The 16,397-nt window shown below is 73.0% G+C and carries 16 protein-coding genes; 13 read left to right on the top strand and 3 right to left on the bottom strand.

Annotated elements, in window-relative coordinates; all coding sequences use genetic code 11:
• Nucleotides 1-425: 425 nt before the first annotated feature.
• Together ACZ5CZ_RS02980 and mycP are read left to right on the top strand one after the other, a co-directional pair.
• Nucleotides 426-1,223 carry a hypothetical protein gene (locus ACZ5CZ_RS02980; protein ID WP_468938630.1) on the top strand — a complete coding sequence of 266 codons (798 nt, stop codon included), beginning with the start codon at nt 426-428 and terminating at the stop codon, nt 1,221-1,223.
• Entirely contained in the window at nt 1,220-2,383 is a 1,164-nt protein-coding gene (gene mycP, locus ACZ5CZ_RS02985) for a type VII secretion-associated serine protease mycosin (RefSeq protein WP_385844504.1), read from the top strand. Before ACZ5CZ_RS02980 ends, mycP begins: the two co-directional genes overlap by 4 nt.
• A 25-nt stretch (nt 2,384-2,408) precedes the next feature.
• On the opposite strand, the gene ACZ5CZ_RS02990 is transcribed toward mycP, so the two are convergent.
• Complete coding sequence (locus ACZ5CZ_RS02990; RefSeq protein WP_468938633.1) at nt 2,409-3,590, bottom strand: alpha/beta hydrolase; 1,182 nt, start codon at nt 3,588-3,590, stop codon at nt 2,409-2,411.
• A gap of 163 nt (nt 3,591-3,753) precedes the next feature.
• Here ACZ5CZ_RS02990 and ACZ5CZ_RS02995 point away from each other — a divergent pair, with 163 nt between their 5' ends.
• Nucleotides 3,754-4,485, top strand: coding sequence for an SseB family protein (locus ACZ5CZ_RS02995; RefSeq protein ID WP_468938636.1), 732 nt, complete (start codon nt 3,754-3,756; stop codon nt 4,483-4,485).
• 3 nt (nt 4,486-4,488) lie between these two features.
• Here ACZ5CZ_RS02995 and ACZ5CZ_RS03000 read toward each other — a convergent pair whose 3' ends face one another.
• Nucleotides 4,489-4,863, bottom strand: a complete 375-nt coding sequence (locus ACZ5CZ_RS03000) for a DUF1844 domain-containing protein (protein WP_385844501.1) — start codon at nt 4,861-4,863, stop codon at nt 4,489-4,491.
• 355 nt (nt 4,864-5,218) lie between these two features.
• Between ACZ5CZ_RS03000 and infC the strand changes: the two genes are divergently transcribed.
• The 10 genes from infC to ACZ5CZ_RS03050 all read left to right on the top strand — a co-directional run bounded on the left by infC (nt 5,219) and on the right by ACZ5CZ_RS03050 (nt 15,946).
• Entirely contained in the window at nt 5,219-5,881 is a 663-nt protein-coding gene (gene infC, locus ACZ5CZ_RS03005) for a translation initiation factor IF-3 (protein ID WP_030654735.1), read from the top strand.
• A gap of 124 nt (nt 5,882-6,005) precedes the next feature.
• Nucleotides 6,006-6,200 carry a 50S ribosomal protein L35 gene (gene rpmI / locus ACZ5CZ_RS03010; RefSeq protein WP_004933563.1) on the top strand — a complete coding sequence of 65 codons (195 nt, stop codon included), beginning with the start codon at nt 6,006-6,008 and terminating at the stop codon, nt 6,198-6,200.
• Nucleotides 6,201-6,297: 97 nt separating this feature from the next.
• The gene (rplT, locus tag ACZ5CZ_RS03015) at nt 6,298-6,681 is read left to right on the top strand and encodes a 50S ribosomal protein L20 (protein WP_003989074.1); all 384 of its coding nucleotides are present in this window, start codon (nt 6,298-6,300) and stop codon (nt 6,679-6,681) included.
• Between the two features lie 123 nt (nt 6,682-6,804).
• On the top strand, nt 6,805-7,668 hold the full coding sequence (locus ACZ5CZ_RS03020) for a TrmH family RNA methyltransferase (protein WP_385844583.1): 864 nt from the start codon (nt 6,805-6,807) through the stop codon (nt 7,666-7,668).
• A gap of 50 nt (nt 7,669-7,718) precedes the next feature.
• Nucleotides 7,719-8,873 (top strand): sensor histidine kinase, encoded by a 1,155-nt coding sequence (locus ACZ5CZ_RS03025; protein ID WP_468938642.1) that lies wholly within the window; start codon nt 7,719-7,721, stop codon nt 8,871-8,873.
• A gap of 159 nt (nt 8,874-9,032) precedes the next feature.
• Nucleotides 9,033-10,154 (top strand): phenylalanine--tRNA ligase subunit alpha, encoded by a 1,122-nt coding sequence (gene pheS, locus ACZ5CZ_RS03030; RefSeq protein WP_385844499.1) that lies wholly within the window; start codon nt 9,033-9,035, stop codon nt 10,152-10,154.
• Nucleotides 10,154-12,667: a phenylalanine--tRNA ligase subunit beta gene (gene pheT, locus ACZ5CZ_RS03035; protein ID WP_468938644.1), complete on the top strand. Its 2,514-nt coding sequence runs from the start codon at nt 10,154-10,156 to the stop codon at nt 12,665-12,667. Before pheS ends, pheT begins: the two co-directional genes overlap by 1 nt.
• A 141-nt stretch (nt 12,668-12,808) precedes the next feature.
• Nucleotides 12,809-13,903: a PP2C family protein-serine/threonine phosphatase gene (locus tag ACZ5CZ_RS03040; protein WP_468938647.1), complete on the top strand. Its 1,095-nt coding sequence runs from the start codon at nt 12,809-12,811 to the stop codon at nt 13,901-13,903.
• A 100-nt stretch (nt 13,904-14,003) separates the two neighbouring features.
• Nucleotides 14,004-15,344: a transcriptional regulator gene (locus ACZ5CZ_RS03045; RefSeq protein WP_468938649.1), complete on the top strand. Its 1,341-nt coding sequence runs from the start codon at nt 14,004-14,006 to the stop codon at nt 15,342-15,344.
• A gap of 65 nt (nt 15,345-15,409) precedes the next feature.
• Nucleotides 15,410-15,946: an NUDIX hydrolase gene (locus ACZ5CZ_RS03050; RefSeq protein WP_385844495.1), complete on the top strand. Its 537-nt coding sequence runs from the start codon at nt 15,410-15,412 to the stop codon at nt 15,944-15,946.
• Nucleotides 15,947-15,949: 3 nt separating this feature from the next.
• Here ACZ5CZ_RS03050 and ACZ5CZ_RS03055 read toward each other — a convergent pair whose 3' ends face one another.
• The gene (locus ACZ5CZ_RS03055; protein WP_385844494.1) at nt 15,950-16,207 is read right to left on the bottom strand and encodes a hypothetical protein; all 258 of its coding nucleotides are present in this window, start codon (nt 16,205-16,207) and stop codon (nt 15,950-15,952) included.
• Nucleotides 16,208-16,397: the final 190 nt, after the last annotated feature.

Genomic DNA, 16,397 nt, shown 5'->3' on the forward strand with positions numbered 1-16,397 from the left:
CCACCCCCGGCAGGGCGCCTGTCGGGCATCCGGCCTCTCCGTCCACCCCCGGTGGTCCGGCTGGCGGACGGTCGGCTTCCGCGGCTGCCCCCGGTACGTCGACAAGCCGTCACCCGGCCTCTCCTGCTGCTGCCCCCGATGCCTCGGCGAGCCGGCACCCGGCCTCTGCTTCCACCCCCGGCAGGGCGCCTGTCGGGCATCCGGCCTCTCCGTCCACCCCCGGTGGTCCGGCTGGCGGACGGTCGGCTTCCGCGGCTGCCCCCGGTGCTCCGGCAAGCCGACACCCCGCCCCTGCTGCCCCCGGCGCTCCGGCAAGCCGACACCCGGCCTCTGCTGCGAGCGTTCCGGGTGAGGCCTGGAGTCCCATGGTCGTGCCGGATCCGGCGTTCGCCTGGGGTGGTGTTGGGCGGCCCGATCGGCCTGTCGTGGTGTTCGCCGAGCCCGAGAGGTTTCGGGAGCGGCCGCGGGCCCGGGTCGCGGCCCGTACCGCCGTGGCCGCCGTATGCCTGATGCTCGGGCTCGGACTCGTCGGCGGGGCCGCGGCCGGGACCTGGCTCACCGAGGACGGCGCGGACGACACGGCCGGCACCGGCTTCGCCGCCGCCGCTCCGCTCTGGCACAGCGTGCCCGTCGACCAGCTCTTCCCGCCCACCGTCCAGGGCCCCGGCGCCGGACCCGGCGGCGCCGACCGCACCTGGACCCGGATCGCCGTCGCCCCGGACAGCGGCTGCACCGGCGCCTTCGACCCGCTGCTGTCCAAGGTGGTGGCCCCCCTCGGCTGCGGCCGGCTGCTGCGCGCCACCTACACCGACGCCACCCAGACCTATGTCACCACCGTCGGCCTGCTGTTCACCAAGGCCGACCCCGCCGCCATGTCCGCGCTCGCCACCCGCTTCCGCCGCGAGCACCTGGACCGGCGCGCCGACCTGATGCCCCGGCCGTACGCCGCGAAGGGCACCGCGGCGGCCGGGTTCGGCAACGGCCAGCGCGCGTCCTGGACCATCTCCGTGCTCACCGACGCCCCCGTCGTCGCCTACGCCGTCTCCGGCTGGGCCGACGGCCGTACGGTCGACAGCCCGCAGCCCGCCGCGGACGCCCTCCGCGCCGGCGCCACCACGGCGCAGGCCCAGGCCGGCCTGGGCAACGAGGCCCAGGGCCTGGCCGACCGCATCGAACGCCGGCTGCGCCAGACCGTGCGCGCGGCCACGGAGAAGCCCTCATGACGCACGCCCGCGCCGCCGCGCTGAGCCTGCTGCTCGCCGGCGCCCTCGCCCTGCTGCCCGCCACCGCCCGGGCCGACGCCATCCGCGCCCAGGAGTGGGGCCTGTCCGCGCTCCACCTGGACCAGGCCTGGCGGACCACCAAGGGCCGGGGAGTCACCGTCGCCGTCCTGGACACCGGGGTCGAGGCCGGCCACCCGGACCTGGCCGGGAACGTCCTGCCCGCCAAGGACATGATCGGCTTCGGCGCCCGGCAGGGCGACCGCACCTGGGCCCGGCACGGCACCGCCATGGCCGGCATCATCGCCGGACACGGTCACGGCCCGGGCCACACCGACGGGGTGACGGGGGTCGCCCCGGAGGCGAAGATCCTGCCCGTACGGGTCATCCTGGAGGACGGCGACCCGGCCCGCGCCAAGGCCCGTACCGCCCGGGGCGACGCCCTCGCCGACGGCATCCGCTGGGCCGCCGACCACGGCGCCGACGTCATCAACCTCTCCCTCGGCGACGACTCCGCCTCCGCGCACCCCGAGCCCAGTGAGGACGAGGCCGTGCAGTACGCCCTGAAGAAGGGGGTGGTCGTCGTCGCCTCCGCGGGCAACGGCGGCGACAAGGGCGACCACGTCTCCTACCCGGCCGCCTATCCGGGGGTCATCGCCGCCACCGCCGTCGACCGCTACGGCACCCGCGCCACCTTCTCCACCCGCCGCTGGTACTCCGCGGTCAGCGCCCCGGGCGTCGACGTCGTCATCGCCGACCCCGATCACAAGTACTACGTGGGCTGGGGCACCTCCGCCGCCTCCGCCTTCGTCTCCGGCGCGGTCGCGCTGATCAGGTCCGCGCACCCCGAGCTGAGCCCGGCCCAGATCAAGACGCTGCTGGAGAAGACCGCCCGGGACGCGCCGGCCGGCGGCCGGGACGACTCCCGCGGCTTCGGCATGATCGACCCGGCCGCGGCGCTGAAGGCGGCCGACCGGATCAAGCCGCAGGCCCTGAGTGCCCCGGCGTACCACAGGGAGTACTTCGGCACCGGCCCGGACGCCCCCAAGGCCACCCCCACCGCCACCGACTGGGCCGGCCCGCTGGCCGGCAGCGTCGGCGGAGTGCTCCTGGTGGCCGGCGGCGTGCTGTGGCGCGGCCGCAGGCAGCCGGAGACCGGCTGAACGCGTCGCGGCCGCGCCGCTGCCGCTATCCGGCGATGTACCCGATCTCCGGGTAGCGCGCCGACGCGCCGCGCAGCAGTCGCCCGGTGTCCGGCCGGCCGCACAGCTGGAGGTCGAAGAAGGCCCGCAGCACGGCCCGTACGGCGGCCACCGCCCTTTCCGCGGGGATCGTGCCCACCTCCAGCCCCTGCCGGACCGGCGCGGGCAGCTGCGGTGCGACGGACACGAGGTCGGTGAAGGAGAGGTGTCCGGCGTCCGCGAGCCGCAGACAGCGCCGCCAGCCGCGCAGGTTCCGCCAGAACTCGGGCCAGTACGGGTCCTTCTCCAGTCCGTCGTGGACCGCGGTGTCCATCAGCAGGAACGGCCGGTCCAGCCCTCGCCCGACCACCGGTCCGAACACCGTGCCGTCCAGGTCGGCGCCGGCCCGCACCCGGTCGTCCAGGTCCATGACGGCCGCCGCCGCGGCACCGCCCCGGGAGTGGCCGAAGGCGCCCACCCGCGCGAGATCGAGGGTGCCGCGCAGTCCGCGGGGGAGCGGGCGCCGTCCGGCGTCGGGGTTGCCGCCCCGGTCCAGGACCGCCAGGCAGTCCAGCACGAACCGCAGGTCGGCGGCGCGCACCGCGACCGCGGCCGCGGGGTCCTCGGTCCCGTCGTTGCGGGTGACCACCACCCGGCCGTCGGGGAACTCCACCTCGCCGGAGTCGTAGGGGTGGTCGACGGTGACCACCGCATGGCCCCACGACACCAGCTCCTCGACCACCAGCGTGTTGAAGGTGCGGTCCGAGCCGGCGCCCGGCGAGTACAGCAGCACCGGCCGGCGGTCCGGGCGGGCCGGGGCGCCGGCCGCCGTGTGTGTCGAGGGCAGCGCGTAGTCGTCCAGCGCACCCCCGTACCGCGCCTTCAGCGCCTGCGCGGCGCCGGCGGGCAGCCAGGGCAGCAGCGGGCGGTCCCGGACGTCGGCCGCCGGATAGGCGAGGGTCGCCATCAGCTCGCGCGGCCCGCCCGACCAGGGGTCGGTCCGCGCCCGGTCGACCAGGTGCAGCTCCACCGCGCCGACGGGCGCCGGCCCGGTCGGTCCGGCCAGGGTGATGGAGAGCAGACCGGCCGCCGACGCGGGCGCGGGCAGGGACAGCGGGACGGCGGCGGCGACCACGGCGCCGAGGCCCCCGGCCAGGAGGGTACGGCGAGTCGGGCGTACGGGAGGCACTGCGCTCCTTCCGCGGCCGGACCCCGGGCCCTCACGGAGGACCCCGTGCCGTCCGGCCTGCTCTGCGTCAACTTCCGCGCAGCCTAGATCACTTGACCGGGGTGGGTGCCCTTCGCCCGGGTGGCCCGCGGGACAGCGGCCCGCGGCCTATAGGGTCGGGACCGTGGCGAACAAGAACATTCCCGACTCCGGCTTCTCCGACGACGACGGCTCCGCCGACCCCCGGCTGAGCGCCGCGCTCGCCGCCTGGGCCGAGGACCGCGGCGCCCTGGGCCCGGTGCTGGCGGCGCTGAAGGGCGCCCGGCTGCTCGTCCCGGTCGTCGCCGTGCTCGGCGAGGTCGAGGAGGACGAGAACGGCTTGCGCCGCGAGAAGACCAGCGACATGGCCGTACCCACCCTGAAGGCCGGCGGCCGGGTCGCGCTGCCCGCGTTCACCTCCACCGAATCCCTGGCCCGCTGGGACCCGGCGGCCCGGCCCGTCGCCGTACCGCTGCACCAGGCGCTCCAGGCGGCCGCCCACGAGAAGGCCGACACGATCGTGCTGGACATGGCCGGACCGGTGCCGTTCGAGCTGACCGGCCCGGTGCTGCTCGCCCTCGCCGAGGGCCGCACCAGCACCGACCCGCTCACCGACCCGGCCGTGCGGGAGGCGGTGCGTACGGCGGTGGCGGCGGAGCCGGCCGTGCTCCGCGCCCACCTCGGGCCCGGGCAGGCCGACGGCACCCTGGCCCTGGTCCTGGACCCGGCCGCGGCGCCCGCCCCGGCCGCCCGCGCGGTCGCCGAGCGGCTCGCCGCCGACGAAACGCTGAGGGCCCGCCTGGTGCGCGGCCTCGACCTGGCACTGCTGCCGGCCGGAACCACGCCCCCGGGCGAGCCCCTGTACGTCCGTGGATAGTGCTCAGCGGGCCTGGCCGTAGACCGGGCCGGTGTACTTCTCGCCCGGCCCCTGGCCCGGCTCGTCCGGCACCAGCGACGCCTCGCGGAACGCCAGCTGGAGCGACTTCAGGCCGTCGCGCAGCGGGGCCGCGTGGAAGGAGCTGACCTCGGTCGCGCTCGCGTCCAGCAGACCGGCGAGGGCGCTGATCAGCTTGCGGGCCTCGTCCAGGTCCTTGTACTGCTCGCCCTCCTCGCTCAGCCCGAGCTTCACGGCGGCGGCGCTCATCAGGTTGACGGCGACCGTCACGATCACTTCGACGGCGGGGACCTCGGCGATGTCGCGGGTCATCGCGTCGAAGTCGGGATTCCCGGGGTTCTCAGGAGGGGTCTCACTCATGCCCCACACCCTAAGCGGTTCCGGGTTACGCCTTTCCGATTAGGCCTTGTCAAGGGGATCCTGCTAGTCTGATTGACGACCGGCCGGACATGCCCTGTGCGAACAGAGCGCCCGGCCCACAAGTGGAGGCTCCGATCTCCCACCCGACCGTCCTCCGGGATGGCGGGTCACCCGGTCAGGCGGCCACCATCGTTCCGTACGGACGATGGAGCCGCCCGATAGCGCCCCGCGGTCTCCGCGGCGGTGCTCCGGTTGTTGTTGGAGCCCCGCCTGTGATCGTCCGGGGCATTTTTTCTGCGCCGGCGCGGTTAGGTCTAACGAACACAGACGTTACGCGGCTGTCCGCCAGACCGCCGTGTGGTGCTACCGAGGAGGATCCATCAGCGCCGAGCCCCGCATCAACGACCGGATTCGCGTTCCCGAGGTGCGACTTGTCGGTCCCAGTGGCGAGCAGGTCGGCATCGTGCCGCTCGCGAAGGCACTGGAGCTTGCTCAGGAGTACGACCTCGACCTGGTCGAGGTAGCGGCGAACGCCCGTCCGCCCGTGTGCAAGCTCATGGACTACGGGAAGTTCAAGTACGAGTCGGCCATGAAGGCCCGTGAGGCGCGCAAGAACCAGGCGCACACGGTCATCAAGGAGATGAAGCTCCGGCCGAAGATCGACCCGCACGACTATGACACCAAGAAGGGTCACGTCGTCCGGTTCCTCAAGCAGGGCGACAAGGTCAAGATCACGATCATGTTCCGTGGTCGCGAGCAGTCCCGGCCCGAGCTGGGCTACCGACTGCTTCAGCGCCTCGCGGAGGACGTCCAGGACCTCGGTTTCGTGGAGTCGAACCCGAAGCAGGACGGCCGCAACATGATCATGGTCCTCGGTCCGCACAAGAAGAAGACCGAGGCGATGGCCGAGGCCCGTCAGGCGCAGGAGGCCCGCAAGGCCGAGGCGAAGGCGAACCCCGGCAAGTCGCAGAACCCTGCCGAGGCTGAGGCGCCCTCCGAGGAGCCCGCCGAGGCGTGATCCCCGGGGGAGGTACGACCTCGTACGTCCCCGTGGATGTAACCGAAAGATCAGAGCGACGCTCCACCGTGCCCGGTTTCGCGACCGGGCACCGGAGCGCCACCGACGAGGAGAGAACGGCGCTATGCCGAAGAACAAGTCGCACAGCGGTGCCAGCAAGCGCTTCAAGGTCACCGGCTCCGGCAAGGTGCTCCGTGAGCGCGCCGGCAAGCGCCACCTGCTCGAGCACAAGTCGTCCCGCGTCACGCGTCGCCTCACCGGCAACGCCGAGATGGCCCCGGGCGACGCCGCGAAGATCAAGAAGCTTCTCGGCAAGTGACCTGCGGCGCCCTCTGAGCGCCGTACGTCTGGACCGGGACCGAATCGTTTCCGGGTCGTGTGAAGACCACCACGACCCCGCTACAAGGAGTTAACAAGTGGCACGCGTCAAGCGGGCAGTCAACGCCCACAAGAAGCGCCGGGCGATCCTCGAGCAGGCCTCCGGCTACCGCGGTCAGCGTTCGCGCCTGTACCGCAAGGCCAAGGAGCAGGTCACCCACTCGCTGGTCTACAACTACAACGACCGCAAGAAGCGCAAGGGCGACTTCCGTCAGCTGTGGATCCAGCGCATCAACGCCGCTGCCCGCGCCAACGGCATGACCTACAACCGCTTCATCCAGGGTCTGAAGGCTGCCAACGTCGAGGTCGACCGCAAGATCCTCGCCGAGCTGGCGGTCAACGACGCCGGTGCGTTCGCCGCGCTGGTCGAGGTGGCCCAGAAGGCGCTGCCGTCGGACGTCAACGCCCCCAAGGCCGCGTGACGCCGCTCCGGCTCTGAGCCGACGCTCACTTCGGGACCCGCAGGCTGTGATGGCTTGCGGGTCCTGCTGTTGCCGCCCGCCGTCCACGCCGCCGTCGACACTCTCCTGAAGGTGAAGAAGAGGATGCCCCCCGCCACCCCCGAGCTGATCTCCCCCCGTTCCGCGCGCGTCCAGGCCGCCCGGCGGCTCGCCAAGCGGAACTTCCGGGGCAAGGACCGGCTGTTCCTCGCGGAGGGACCGCAGGCCGTGCGGGAGGCCGCCGGGCACCGGGGCGCGGACGGCACGGCGACTCTCGTCGAACTCTTCGCCACGGTCGAGGCCGCGGAGCGGTACGCCGACATCGTCGGCGCGGCCCGGGACGCCGGCGCCCGCGTGCACCTCGCCTCCGAGGACGTCATCGCCGACATCTCCACCACCGTCACCCCGCAGGGCCTGGTCGGCGTCTGCCGCTTCCTGGACACCCCCTTCGAGGAGATCCTCGCCGCCCGGCCCGCACTGGTCGCCGTGCTCGCCAACGTCCGCGACCCGGGCAACGCCGGCACCGTGCTGCGCTGCGCGGACGCCGCCGGCGCCGAGGCCGTGGTGCTCACCGACGCCTCCGTCGACCTGTACAACCCCAAGGCCGTACGCGCCTCCGTCGGCTCGCACTTCCATCTGCCCGTCGCCGTCGGCGTCCCCGTCGAGCGGGCCGTCCAGGGGCTGAAGGACGCCGGGGTGCGCATCCTCGCCGCCGACGGGGCCGGCGACCGCGACCTGGACCAGGAGCTGGACAAGGGCACCATGGGCGGGCCGACCGCCTGGGTCTTCGGCAACGAGGCCTGGGGGCTGCCGGAGGAGACCCGCGCCCTCGCCGACGCCGTCGTCCGGGTGCCCATCCACGGCAGGGCCGAGAGCCTGAACCTGGCCACGGCCGCCGCCGTATGTCTGTATGCGTCAGCCCGTGCGCAGCGCGCCTCCGGAGGGTGCCGCTCCGTCACCCACAGCTAGTAGGGTGACCAGCTCGGGGCCCTGCGCCGTCTGAGAGGTGGGGTACGGGGATGAGTGTGGCCGGCAGGAGCACCGCGCCGGAGGAACGGGACGCGCCGCGCACGGCCGTGCCCGGGTACGGCGACCCCGCGGACTGCGACCCCGACCAGCTGCCCGACGGCCTCGTCGTCGCCGACGCGCGCGGCCGGGTCGTCTGCTTCAACCGCGCCGCCGCCCGCATCACCGCCCTGTCCGCCGCCGACGCCCTCGGGCAGCCGCTGGAGAAGGCGCTGCCGCTCGAGGACCTGGAGGGGCGGCGCTGGTGGCAGCTCACCGACCCCTACGGCGGGCTCGCGATCCGCACCCGGCAGCCGGAGCGCAATCTGCTGCTGCCCGGCGGCAGGGAGGTGCTCGTCACCGCGCGGTACGTGCGCGACGAGCCGCTCGGGCCGGTGCGCCGGGTCGTCGTCTCCCTGCGCGACACGGAGGCCCGCCGGCGCACCGAGCGCAGCCACGCCGAGCTGATCGCCACCGTCGCCCACGAGCTGCGCTCCCCGCTGACCTCGGTGAAGGGCTTCACCGCCACCCTGCTCGCCAAGTGGAACCGCTTCACCGACGACCAGAAGCGGCTGATGCTGGAGACCGTCGACGCCGACGCGGACCGGGTCACCCGGCTCATCGCCGAGCTGCTCGACATCTCGCGGATCGACTCCGGGCGGCTCGAGGTGCGCCGGCAGCCGGTGGACATCGGGGCCGCCGTCTCCCGGCACATCCAGGCCTATGTCGCCGCCGGGCAGCCCGCCGACCGCTTCCTGCTCCGCATCGAGCAGCCGCTGCCCGCCCTGTGGGCCGATCCCGACAAGGTCGACCAGGTGCTCAGCAACCTCATCGAAAATGCCGTGCGGCACGGCGAGGGAACCGTCACCATTGACGTCACGCCCACCGCATCCCCGCGCGAGGGCGAGGAAACCGGCACATCCGTCACGGTGAGCGACGAGGGGCCCGGCATCCCGGAGGAGTCCATGAACCGCGTCTTCACTCGCTTCTGGCGAGGCAGCAAGCGCGGTGGCACCGGCCTCGGGCTGTACATCGTCAAGGGCATCGTGGAGGCCCACGGCGGTACGATCACGGTCGGCCGCACCGCGGCCGGCGGCGCCGAGTTCCGATTTACGTTGCCCGTGGCGGCCCCGGCCTTTGTATCGGAGGGGGCGCGCAGCGTCGTATAGGGCGGTGGTGGGCGACGGGCGGGCCTGAGCGCCCCCGCGGGCGCATTCGTCTGTCTCCACCCCGTTAGACTCGGCCTTTGGCACCTTTGTGTCCTTCACACGGCCCGCTACGCCGGTCACCGGGGACCATCCGCCAGCTATTCGGAAGCACGGGAAGAGATGTCGGCACCCAATAAGTCGTACGACCCTGTCGAGGTCGAGGCGTTGAAACCGGAAGAGATCGAGCGCATGCGGGACGAGGCGCTCGCCGCCTTCGCCGCCGCGGACTCCCTCGACGCGCTCCACGAGGCCAAGGTCGCCCACACCGGCCCGGCCTCCCCGCTGGCCCTCGCCAACCGGGAGATCGGCGCCCTGCCGCCGCACGCCAAGGCCGAGGCCGGCAAGCGCGTCGGCATGGCCCGCGGCGCCGTGAACAAGGCGCTCGCCGCCCGCCAGGTGGAGCTGGAGGCCGAGCGGGACGCCCGCGTGCTGGTCGAGGAGGACGTCGACGTCACGCTGCCGTACGACCGCGTCCCGGCCGGTGCCCGGCACCCGCTCACCACGCTGTCCGAGCGCATCGAGGACGTCTTCGTGGCCATGGGCTACGAGGTCGCCGAGGGCCCGGAGGTCGAGGCCGAGTGGTTCAACTTCGACGCCCTCAACATCGGCCCGGACCACCCGGCCCGCGGTGAGGCCGACACCTTCTTCGTGCAGGGCCCCAAGGGCGGCAGCGAGTCCGGTGTCGTGCTGCGCACCCACACCTCGCCGGTCCAGATCCGCTCGCTGCTCGACCGCGAGCTGCCGGTCTATGTGATCTGCCCCGGCCGGGTGTACCGCACCGACGAGCTGGACGCCACCCACACGCCCGTCTTCCACCAGGTCGAGCTGCTCGCCGTGGACGAGGGCCTGACCATGGCGGACCTCAAGGGCACCCTGGACCACATGGTCCAGTCGCTGTTCGGCGAGGGCATGAAGACCCGGCTGCGGCCGAACTTCTTCCCCTTCACCGAGCCGAGCGCCGAGATGGACATGCTCTGCTACGTCTGCAAGGGCGAGTCCGTCGGCAACCCCGACCGGCCCTGCCGCACCTGCTCCAGCGAGGGCTGGATCGAGCTCGGCGGCTGCGGCATGGTCAACCCGCGGGTGCTCACCGCCTGCGGCGTCGACCCGGAGAAGTACAGCGGCTTCGCCTTCGGGTTCGGCATCGAGCGGATGCTGATGTTCCGCCACAACGTCGAAGACATGCGAGACATGGTCGAGGGTGACGTCCGGTTCACCCGGCCGTTCGGGATGGAGATCTGATGCGGGTCCCGCTTTCTTGGCTGCGGGAGTACGTCGAACTGCCGGCGACGGAGACCGGGCGCGACGTCCAGGCCAAGCTCATTTCGGCCGGCCTGGAGGTCGAGACCGTCGAACAGCTCGGCGCGGACCTGACCGGCCCGCTCGTGGTCGGCCAGGTGCTGACCATCGAGGAGCTGACGGACTTCAAGAAGCCCATCCGCTTCTGCACCGTGGACGTCGCCCAGGCCAACGGCACCGGTGAGCCGCAGGAGATCATCTGCGGTGCCCGCAACTTCGCCGTCGGCGACAAGGTCGTCGTGGCGCTGCCCGGCGCCGTGCTGCCCGGCGACTTCCGGATCGCCGAGCGCAAGACCTACGGCCGGATGTCCCGCGGCATGATCTGCTCCAGCGACGAGCTGAACATGGGCGACGACGGCACCCACGGCATCATCGTGCTGCCGCCGGAGACCGAGGTCGGCAAGGACGCCGTCGAACTGCTCGAGCTGGTCGACGAGGTCCTGGACATCGCCGTCACCGCCAACCGCGGCGACTGCCTGTCCATCCGCGGCGTCGCCCGCGAGACCGCCATCGCCTACGGCCTGCCGCTGCGCGACCCCGCCCTGATCGACGTACCGGCGCCGAACGCCTACGGCTACCCGGTCCAGGTCACCGACCCCTCCGGCTGCGACCGCTTCACCGCCCGCACGGTCACCGGCCTGCGCCCCGAGGCCCGCTCCCCGATCTGGCTCCAGCGCCGGCTCCAGAAGGTCGGCATGCGCCCGATCTCGCTCGCCGTCGACGTCACCAACTACGTGATGATGGAGCTGGGCCAGCCGCTGCACGCCTACGACCGCAGCCTGGTCCAGGGCACCATCGGGGTGCGCCGCGCCCAGGAGGGCGAGAAGCTCGTCACCCTGGACGGCGTCGAGCGGACGCTGCACGCCGAGGACCTGGTCATCACCGACGACCGCGGCCCCATCGGCCTCGCCGGGGTCATGGGCGGCGCCAACACCGAGATCGCCGACCACGAGGACGTGGAGAACGCCACGGCCGACGTGGTCATCGAGGCGGCCCACTTCGACGCCGTCGCGATCGCCCGTACCTCCCGCCGCCACAAGCTGATGTCGGAGGCGTCCCGCCGCTTCGAGCGCGGTGTCGACCCGCAGGCCGCCGCTGCCGCCGCGCAGCGCACCGTGGACCTGCTGGTCCTCCTCGCGGGCGGTACGGCGGAGGCCGGCGTCACCGAGATCATCGCGCCCTCGGCCCCGCACACCATCACCATCCCCGCGGACCACCCCGACCGGGTCGCGGGCGTGCACTACGGCCGCGAGACCGTCGTACGCCGTCTCCAGGAGGTCGGCTGCGACGTCTACGGGCAGGACGAGCTGATCGTCACCGTCCCGTCCTGGCGGCCCGACCTGGCCGACCCGAACGACCTCGCCGAAGAGGTCATCCGCCTCGAGGGCTACGAGAACCTGCCCTCCACGCTGCCCAAGCCGCCCGCCGGCCGCGGTCTGACCGCCCGCCAGCGGCTGCACCGCCGGGCCGGCCGGGCCCTGGCCGGGGCCGGCTATGTGGAGGCGCTGAACTACCCCTTCCTCGGCGAGCAGGTCTTCGACCAGCTCGGCCTGGACGCGGACGACCCGGCCCGCCGTGTCGTCAAGCTGGTCAACCCGCTCAGCGACGAGGAGCCCGCGCTCCGTACGACGCTGCTGCCGGGTCTGCTGGGTGCGCTGCGGCGCAACGACGGGCGCGGCTCGCACGACCTGGCCCTGTTCGAGACCGGTCTGGTCTTCCGCCCCCGGGCGGAGCACTCCGCCGCCACCCACCTGCCGGTGGACCGGCGTCCCACCGACGAGGAGATCGCCGCGCTGGACGCCGCGCTGCCGGAGCAGCCGCGGCATGTGGCCGTCGTCCTCGCCGGGGCCCGGGAGCAGGCCGGCTGGTGGGGCGAAGGCCGCCCGGCCGGCTGGGCCGACGCGATCGAGGCCGCGCGCGCACTGGCTCGTGAGGCCGGCGCCGACCTGGTCGTCCGCAAGGGCCAGTACGGCCCCTGGCACCCCGGCCGCTGCGCCGAGCTGGTGGTCTCCGCCGACGGCACGGAGCAGGTCATCGGGCACGCCGGTGAGCTGCACCCGCGGGTGGTCAAGGCCCTGGGTCTGCCCGAGCGCACCTGCGCGATGGAGCTGGACCTGGACCGACTGGAGGAGGTCGGCGAGGGCACCCCGCAGGCGCCGGGCATCTCCGCGTTCCCGGTCGCCACGCAGGACGTCGCCCTCGTGGTCGACCGGCCGGTGCCCTCGGCGGAGGTCGAGGCGGCGCTGCGTGCGGGCGCGGGTGAACTGCTGGAGTCCATCCGGCTGTTCGACGTGTACGAGAACGCCGAGCAGCTCGGCGAGGGCAAGAAGTCCCTCGCGTACGCGCTGCGGTTCCGGGCGCAGGACCGGACGCTGACGGTGGACGAGGCCTCGGCCGCGCGGGACGCGGCGGTCGCGCTCGCCGGCGAGCGCACGGGCGCCGTGCTGAGGGGCTGAGCCCCGCGCCTTCGGTATCACTCTTTTGAGTGGGAACTGTTGGTCACCTGGTCCTCCCGGGCCATGGCGTCGACAGAATCGGACCGGCCTTTCGGGGTCGGTCCGTCTGTCTTTCTGGGCCAGCATGGGGGAACCAGAGGCATGATCCGCATCAAGGCACGGGCGCCCACCGCGCGAGGAGCAGTGCTCCCCACCCTCTGGGGCGCCATGGCGGTCGGCTACAAGTTCGGCTGGCCGCTCGCCCAGCAGAACTCGCTCGGTGCGCGCATCGTCACCAGCGCGGTGTTCTTCGCGGTCGGTACCGGGCTCATATTCCATGTCCGGCGTGCGCTGCTGCGCGAACTCCGGCAGGCGCGCCGGGTGGCGCGGGCGGCGCAGGGCGTCGTGCTGCGGCCGCTGCCCCCGCGCCTCGACGGGCTGAACGTCGCCGCGGCCCAGCTCTCCGCGGACCGGGGCGCGAGCGTCGGCGGGGATCTGTACGAGGTGATCGCCACCGAGTACGGGGTCCGGGTGGTGATGGGCGATGTGCGGGGACATGGGCTGGCCGCCCTCGGGACCGTCGCCGCCCTGCTCGGCAGTTTCCGCGAGGCCGCCCATGACGAACCCGAACTGGGCCGGGTGCTCGGCCGGTTGGAGCGTGCGCTGGCCCGGCATCTGCGGGAGCGGGCCCGAGCCGAACATCCCGCGCACTGTTCCGCCGACCCGGTCCACCCGGTCGCCGAGGAGTTCGTCACCGTCCTGCTCCTGGAGATCGGCGGCGACGGCGAGCTGCGCGCCCTCAACTGCGGTCATCCATGGCCGTACCGGATCAGCGGCACCAGCGTCGAGCCGCTCCCCGGAGCCGAACCGCTGCCCCCGCTCGGGCCGTTCCCGCTGCCCGCCGGACTGGCCGCGGAGCCCTGCGGCCGGTTGCTGCCCGGCGAGTCGCTGGTCCTCTTCACGGACGGTGCCGAGGAGGCCAGGGACTCCCGCGGCCGGTTCTTCTCGCTGCCCGCCATGCTGGAGGAGGTCGTACGCGACGGGCCGGTCTCGCCGCAGTCCGTGCTGCGCACCCTCTTCGCGGCGCTGCTGCACCACACGGCCGGCCGGCCGTCGGACGACATCGCGCTCCTGGTGCTGCGCAACGACCGGACCGGCTCCGCGGCGGCGGGTGGCCAAGCCGCCGCTGTTCGAGGGGGAGCCGGCGGCTTGGCCGGTCTCTCGCGAGGCCCTCAGTCAACCGGTGGAACACCCTGAGCGACACCGTGCACACGCCCCGGATACGCGCACTCCGTTCACACCCCGTGTGAAGGCGGAGCCACTACGCTGAGCGCACCAGGCAACTCGGGGGCCACCCATGCAGCCCAACACTCTGCTCGACGCGATCCTGGACGAGGCGGGGATCTCGCACGCCGGTCTCGCCGCCCATGTCAACCAGGCCGGCCGCAGACGGGGCCTTGCGCTCCGGTACGAACACACCGCGGTCGCCCGCTGGTTGAAGGGGCAGCGGCCGCGCGGTCAGGTCCCCGACCTGATCTGCGAGGTGCTCGCCGCCCGGCTGCACCGCCCCGTCACCCTCGACGACATCGGTCTGGGCGTGCCCGGCGAGCCCGGCGCCGCGCACACCGGTTCGCTGAGCGGCTTCGTGGAGCGGGCCACCGCCCTGTGGCGGTCCGACGAGCAGCAGCGGGCGCATGTGCTGGGCGCTCCGGCCGTCACCGGCACCCCGGCCGTCATGCCGGTGTGGGAGTGGGAGAACCCACCGGAGGACGTGGACGTCTCCCGCGGCGGCCGGAACCGGGTCACCACGGCCGACATCGAGATGCTGCGGGCCGCCCGGACGCACTACGAGCAGATGTACCGCAAGGCCGGCGGGATCGCGACCCGGACCCGGATCGTCGGCTTCCTGAACGCCGAGGCGGCGCCGCTGCTGCGCGGCAGCTACACCGACGCGACCGGCCGCCAACTGCACCGGGCCACCGGCGGGCTGGTGGCCATCGCGGGGATCTGCGCGTACGACTCCGACGCCCATGGACTCGCCCAGCGCTACTTCCACCAGGCGCTGCGACTGGCAAAGGCCAGCGGGGACCGGGGACTCGGGGCGTATGTGATAGCGCTGCTGGTCAACCAGGCGCTGTTCCTGCGGGAGTACCGGCAGGCCGTCGCCTTCGCCGAGGCCGCGCTGCGCGCCGCCGGCCCGCACATCACCCCGGCGCTCGCCTCCGACCTGTACGCGATGCAGGCCAAGGCGTACGCCCATCTCGGCGACGGTGGCAGCGCCCTGTCCTGCATCCGGCGGGCGGAGACCGCCGCCGAGCGGATCCGGCGGGGACACGAGCCCGACGAGACCGGTTACGTCCAGCCGGGCCTGGTCAATGTGCAGGTGGCCGAGGCGCTGCTCAGCCTCGGCGAGCTGGCGGCGGCCCGGGAGCACGCGGCGGCGGCCGTGGACAACCCGGCGCACGACCGGGGGCGGGTGCACCGGCTCGCCATGCTCAGCACCATCGAACTGTGCCAGGGCAACGCCGACCGGGCGGTGGCGATCGCCCTTCAGATGGCCGAGCAGGCGCGCGGGATGGAGTCGCAGCGGCTGCGGGACCGGCTCCGCGCGGTGCGCGACCATCTGGTGCGCTGTGGCTCGGCCGGTACCGCCGAGGCCGCCGAACTCATCGACGGTGCGCTGAGGGTGCCCCTGTAGGACCACTGTGGGTACACCGTCCCTGCTGCCATATTGCCACTTACTCGGCGGAAGGTGGCAGAACCGTGCAGTGGACGAAACAAAGCGAACAAACCGTGTATGAGAACCGCTGGTTCAGCGTCAATCTCGCGGATGTCGAGCTGCCCGACGGACAGCACCTCGACCACTTCCTGATCCGGCTGCGGCCCGTGGCCGTGGCCACCGTGGTCAACGACGCCAACGAGGTGCTGCTGCTGTGGCGGCACCGCTTCATCACCGACAGCTGGGGGTGGGAACTGGCCGCGGGCGTCGTGGAGGACGGCGAGGACATCGCGAGCGCGGCAGCCCGGGAACTGGAGGAGGAGACCGGCTGGCGGCCGGGACCCCTGCACCACCTCATGACCGTGGAGCCGTCCAACGGCCTCACCGACGCCCGGCACCACATCTACTGGTCCGACCGGGGCGAGTACCTCGGACACCCCGTGGACGACTTCGAGTCGGACCGGCGGGAATGGGTGCCCCTCAAAGTCGTCCCCGACCTGATCGCCCGTGGGGAGGTCCCGGCCGCCAACATGGCGGCCGCGTTACTCCTCCTGCACCACCTCAGGCTCGCCCAGGACTAGCGCCTAGCGCCCCAGCGCCTGCCAGGCGGTGACGACGAGTGCGCCCAGGGCCGTGAGCGCCGCGATCGAGGGCAGCGGCCAGCGTGCGTGTTCCAGCGAGATCATGCGGGCGTTCAGCTCGTCCAGCTCCTTGGCGGTCTCCTCGGTGCGGTGCCTGAGCAGGTCCAGCCCGCCCTCGACGCGGACACAGGCCACGTCGAGGCGGCGCCGTAACTCTGCGAGTTCTCCATGGACCACGGGGTGCTCCGGATCGACGGCCACGGGTCCACTCCCTTCGGTAGTCGAAATGGATGGTTCCGCTTCTCTTGCATGCGCATGAGAAGTCAACTCGCCTGGTGGGCGCAGGGGGAGCGTGTGCGCGGTGCATATGCGTGCCCGGCGTGCACACGGGGTGTGAAACGCACGGGCCCGGCACCGTGGTGCGGTGCCGGGCCCGTAGCGCGTCGCTCTT

This window comes from Streptomyces sp. NPDC031418 (assembly GCF_055581605.1).

Excerpts from the sequence above, each read along its gene's own strand:
- ACZ5CZ_RS03000 (WP_385844501.1), bottom strand. The coding sequence starts at position 4,863 with ATGAGTGAGACCCCTCCTGAGAACCCCGGGAATCCCGACTTCGACGCG.
- ACZ5CZ_RS03045 (WP_468938649.1), top strand. The coding sequence starts at position 14,004 with ATGCAGCCCAACACTCTGCTCGACGCGATCCTGGACGAGGCGGGGATC.
- mycP (WP_385844504.1), top strand. The coding sequence starts at position 1,220 with ATGACGCACGCCCGCGCCGCCGCGCTGAGCCTGCTGCTCGCCGGCGCC.
- rpmI (WP_004933563.1), top strand. The coding sequence starts at position 6,006 with ATGCCGAAGAACAAGTCGCACAGCGGTGCCAGCAAGCGCTTCAAGGTC.
- ACZ5CZ_RS03020 (WP_385844583.1), top strand. The coding sequence starts at position 6,805 with ATGCCCCCCGCCACCCCCGAGCTGATCTCCCCCCGTTCCGCGCGCGTC.
- ACZ5CZ_RS03040 (WP_468938647.1), top strand. The coding sequence starts at position 12,809 with ATGATCCGCATCAAGGCACGGGCGCCCACCGCGCGAGGAGCAGTGCTC.
- pheT (WP_468938644.1), top strand. The coding sequence starts at position 10,154 with ATGCGGGTCCCGCTTTCTTGGCTGCGGGAGTACGTCGAACTGCCGGCG.
- pheS (WP_385844499.1), top strand. The coding sequence starts at position 9,033 with ATGTCGGCACCCAATAAGTCGTACGACCCTGTCGAGGTCGAGGCGTTG.
- ACZ5CZ_RS03025 (WP_468938642.1), top strand. The coding sequence starts at position 7,719 with ATGAGTGTGGCCGGCAGGAGCACCGCGCCGGAGGAACGGGACGCGCCG.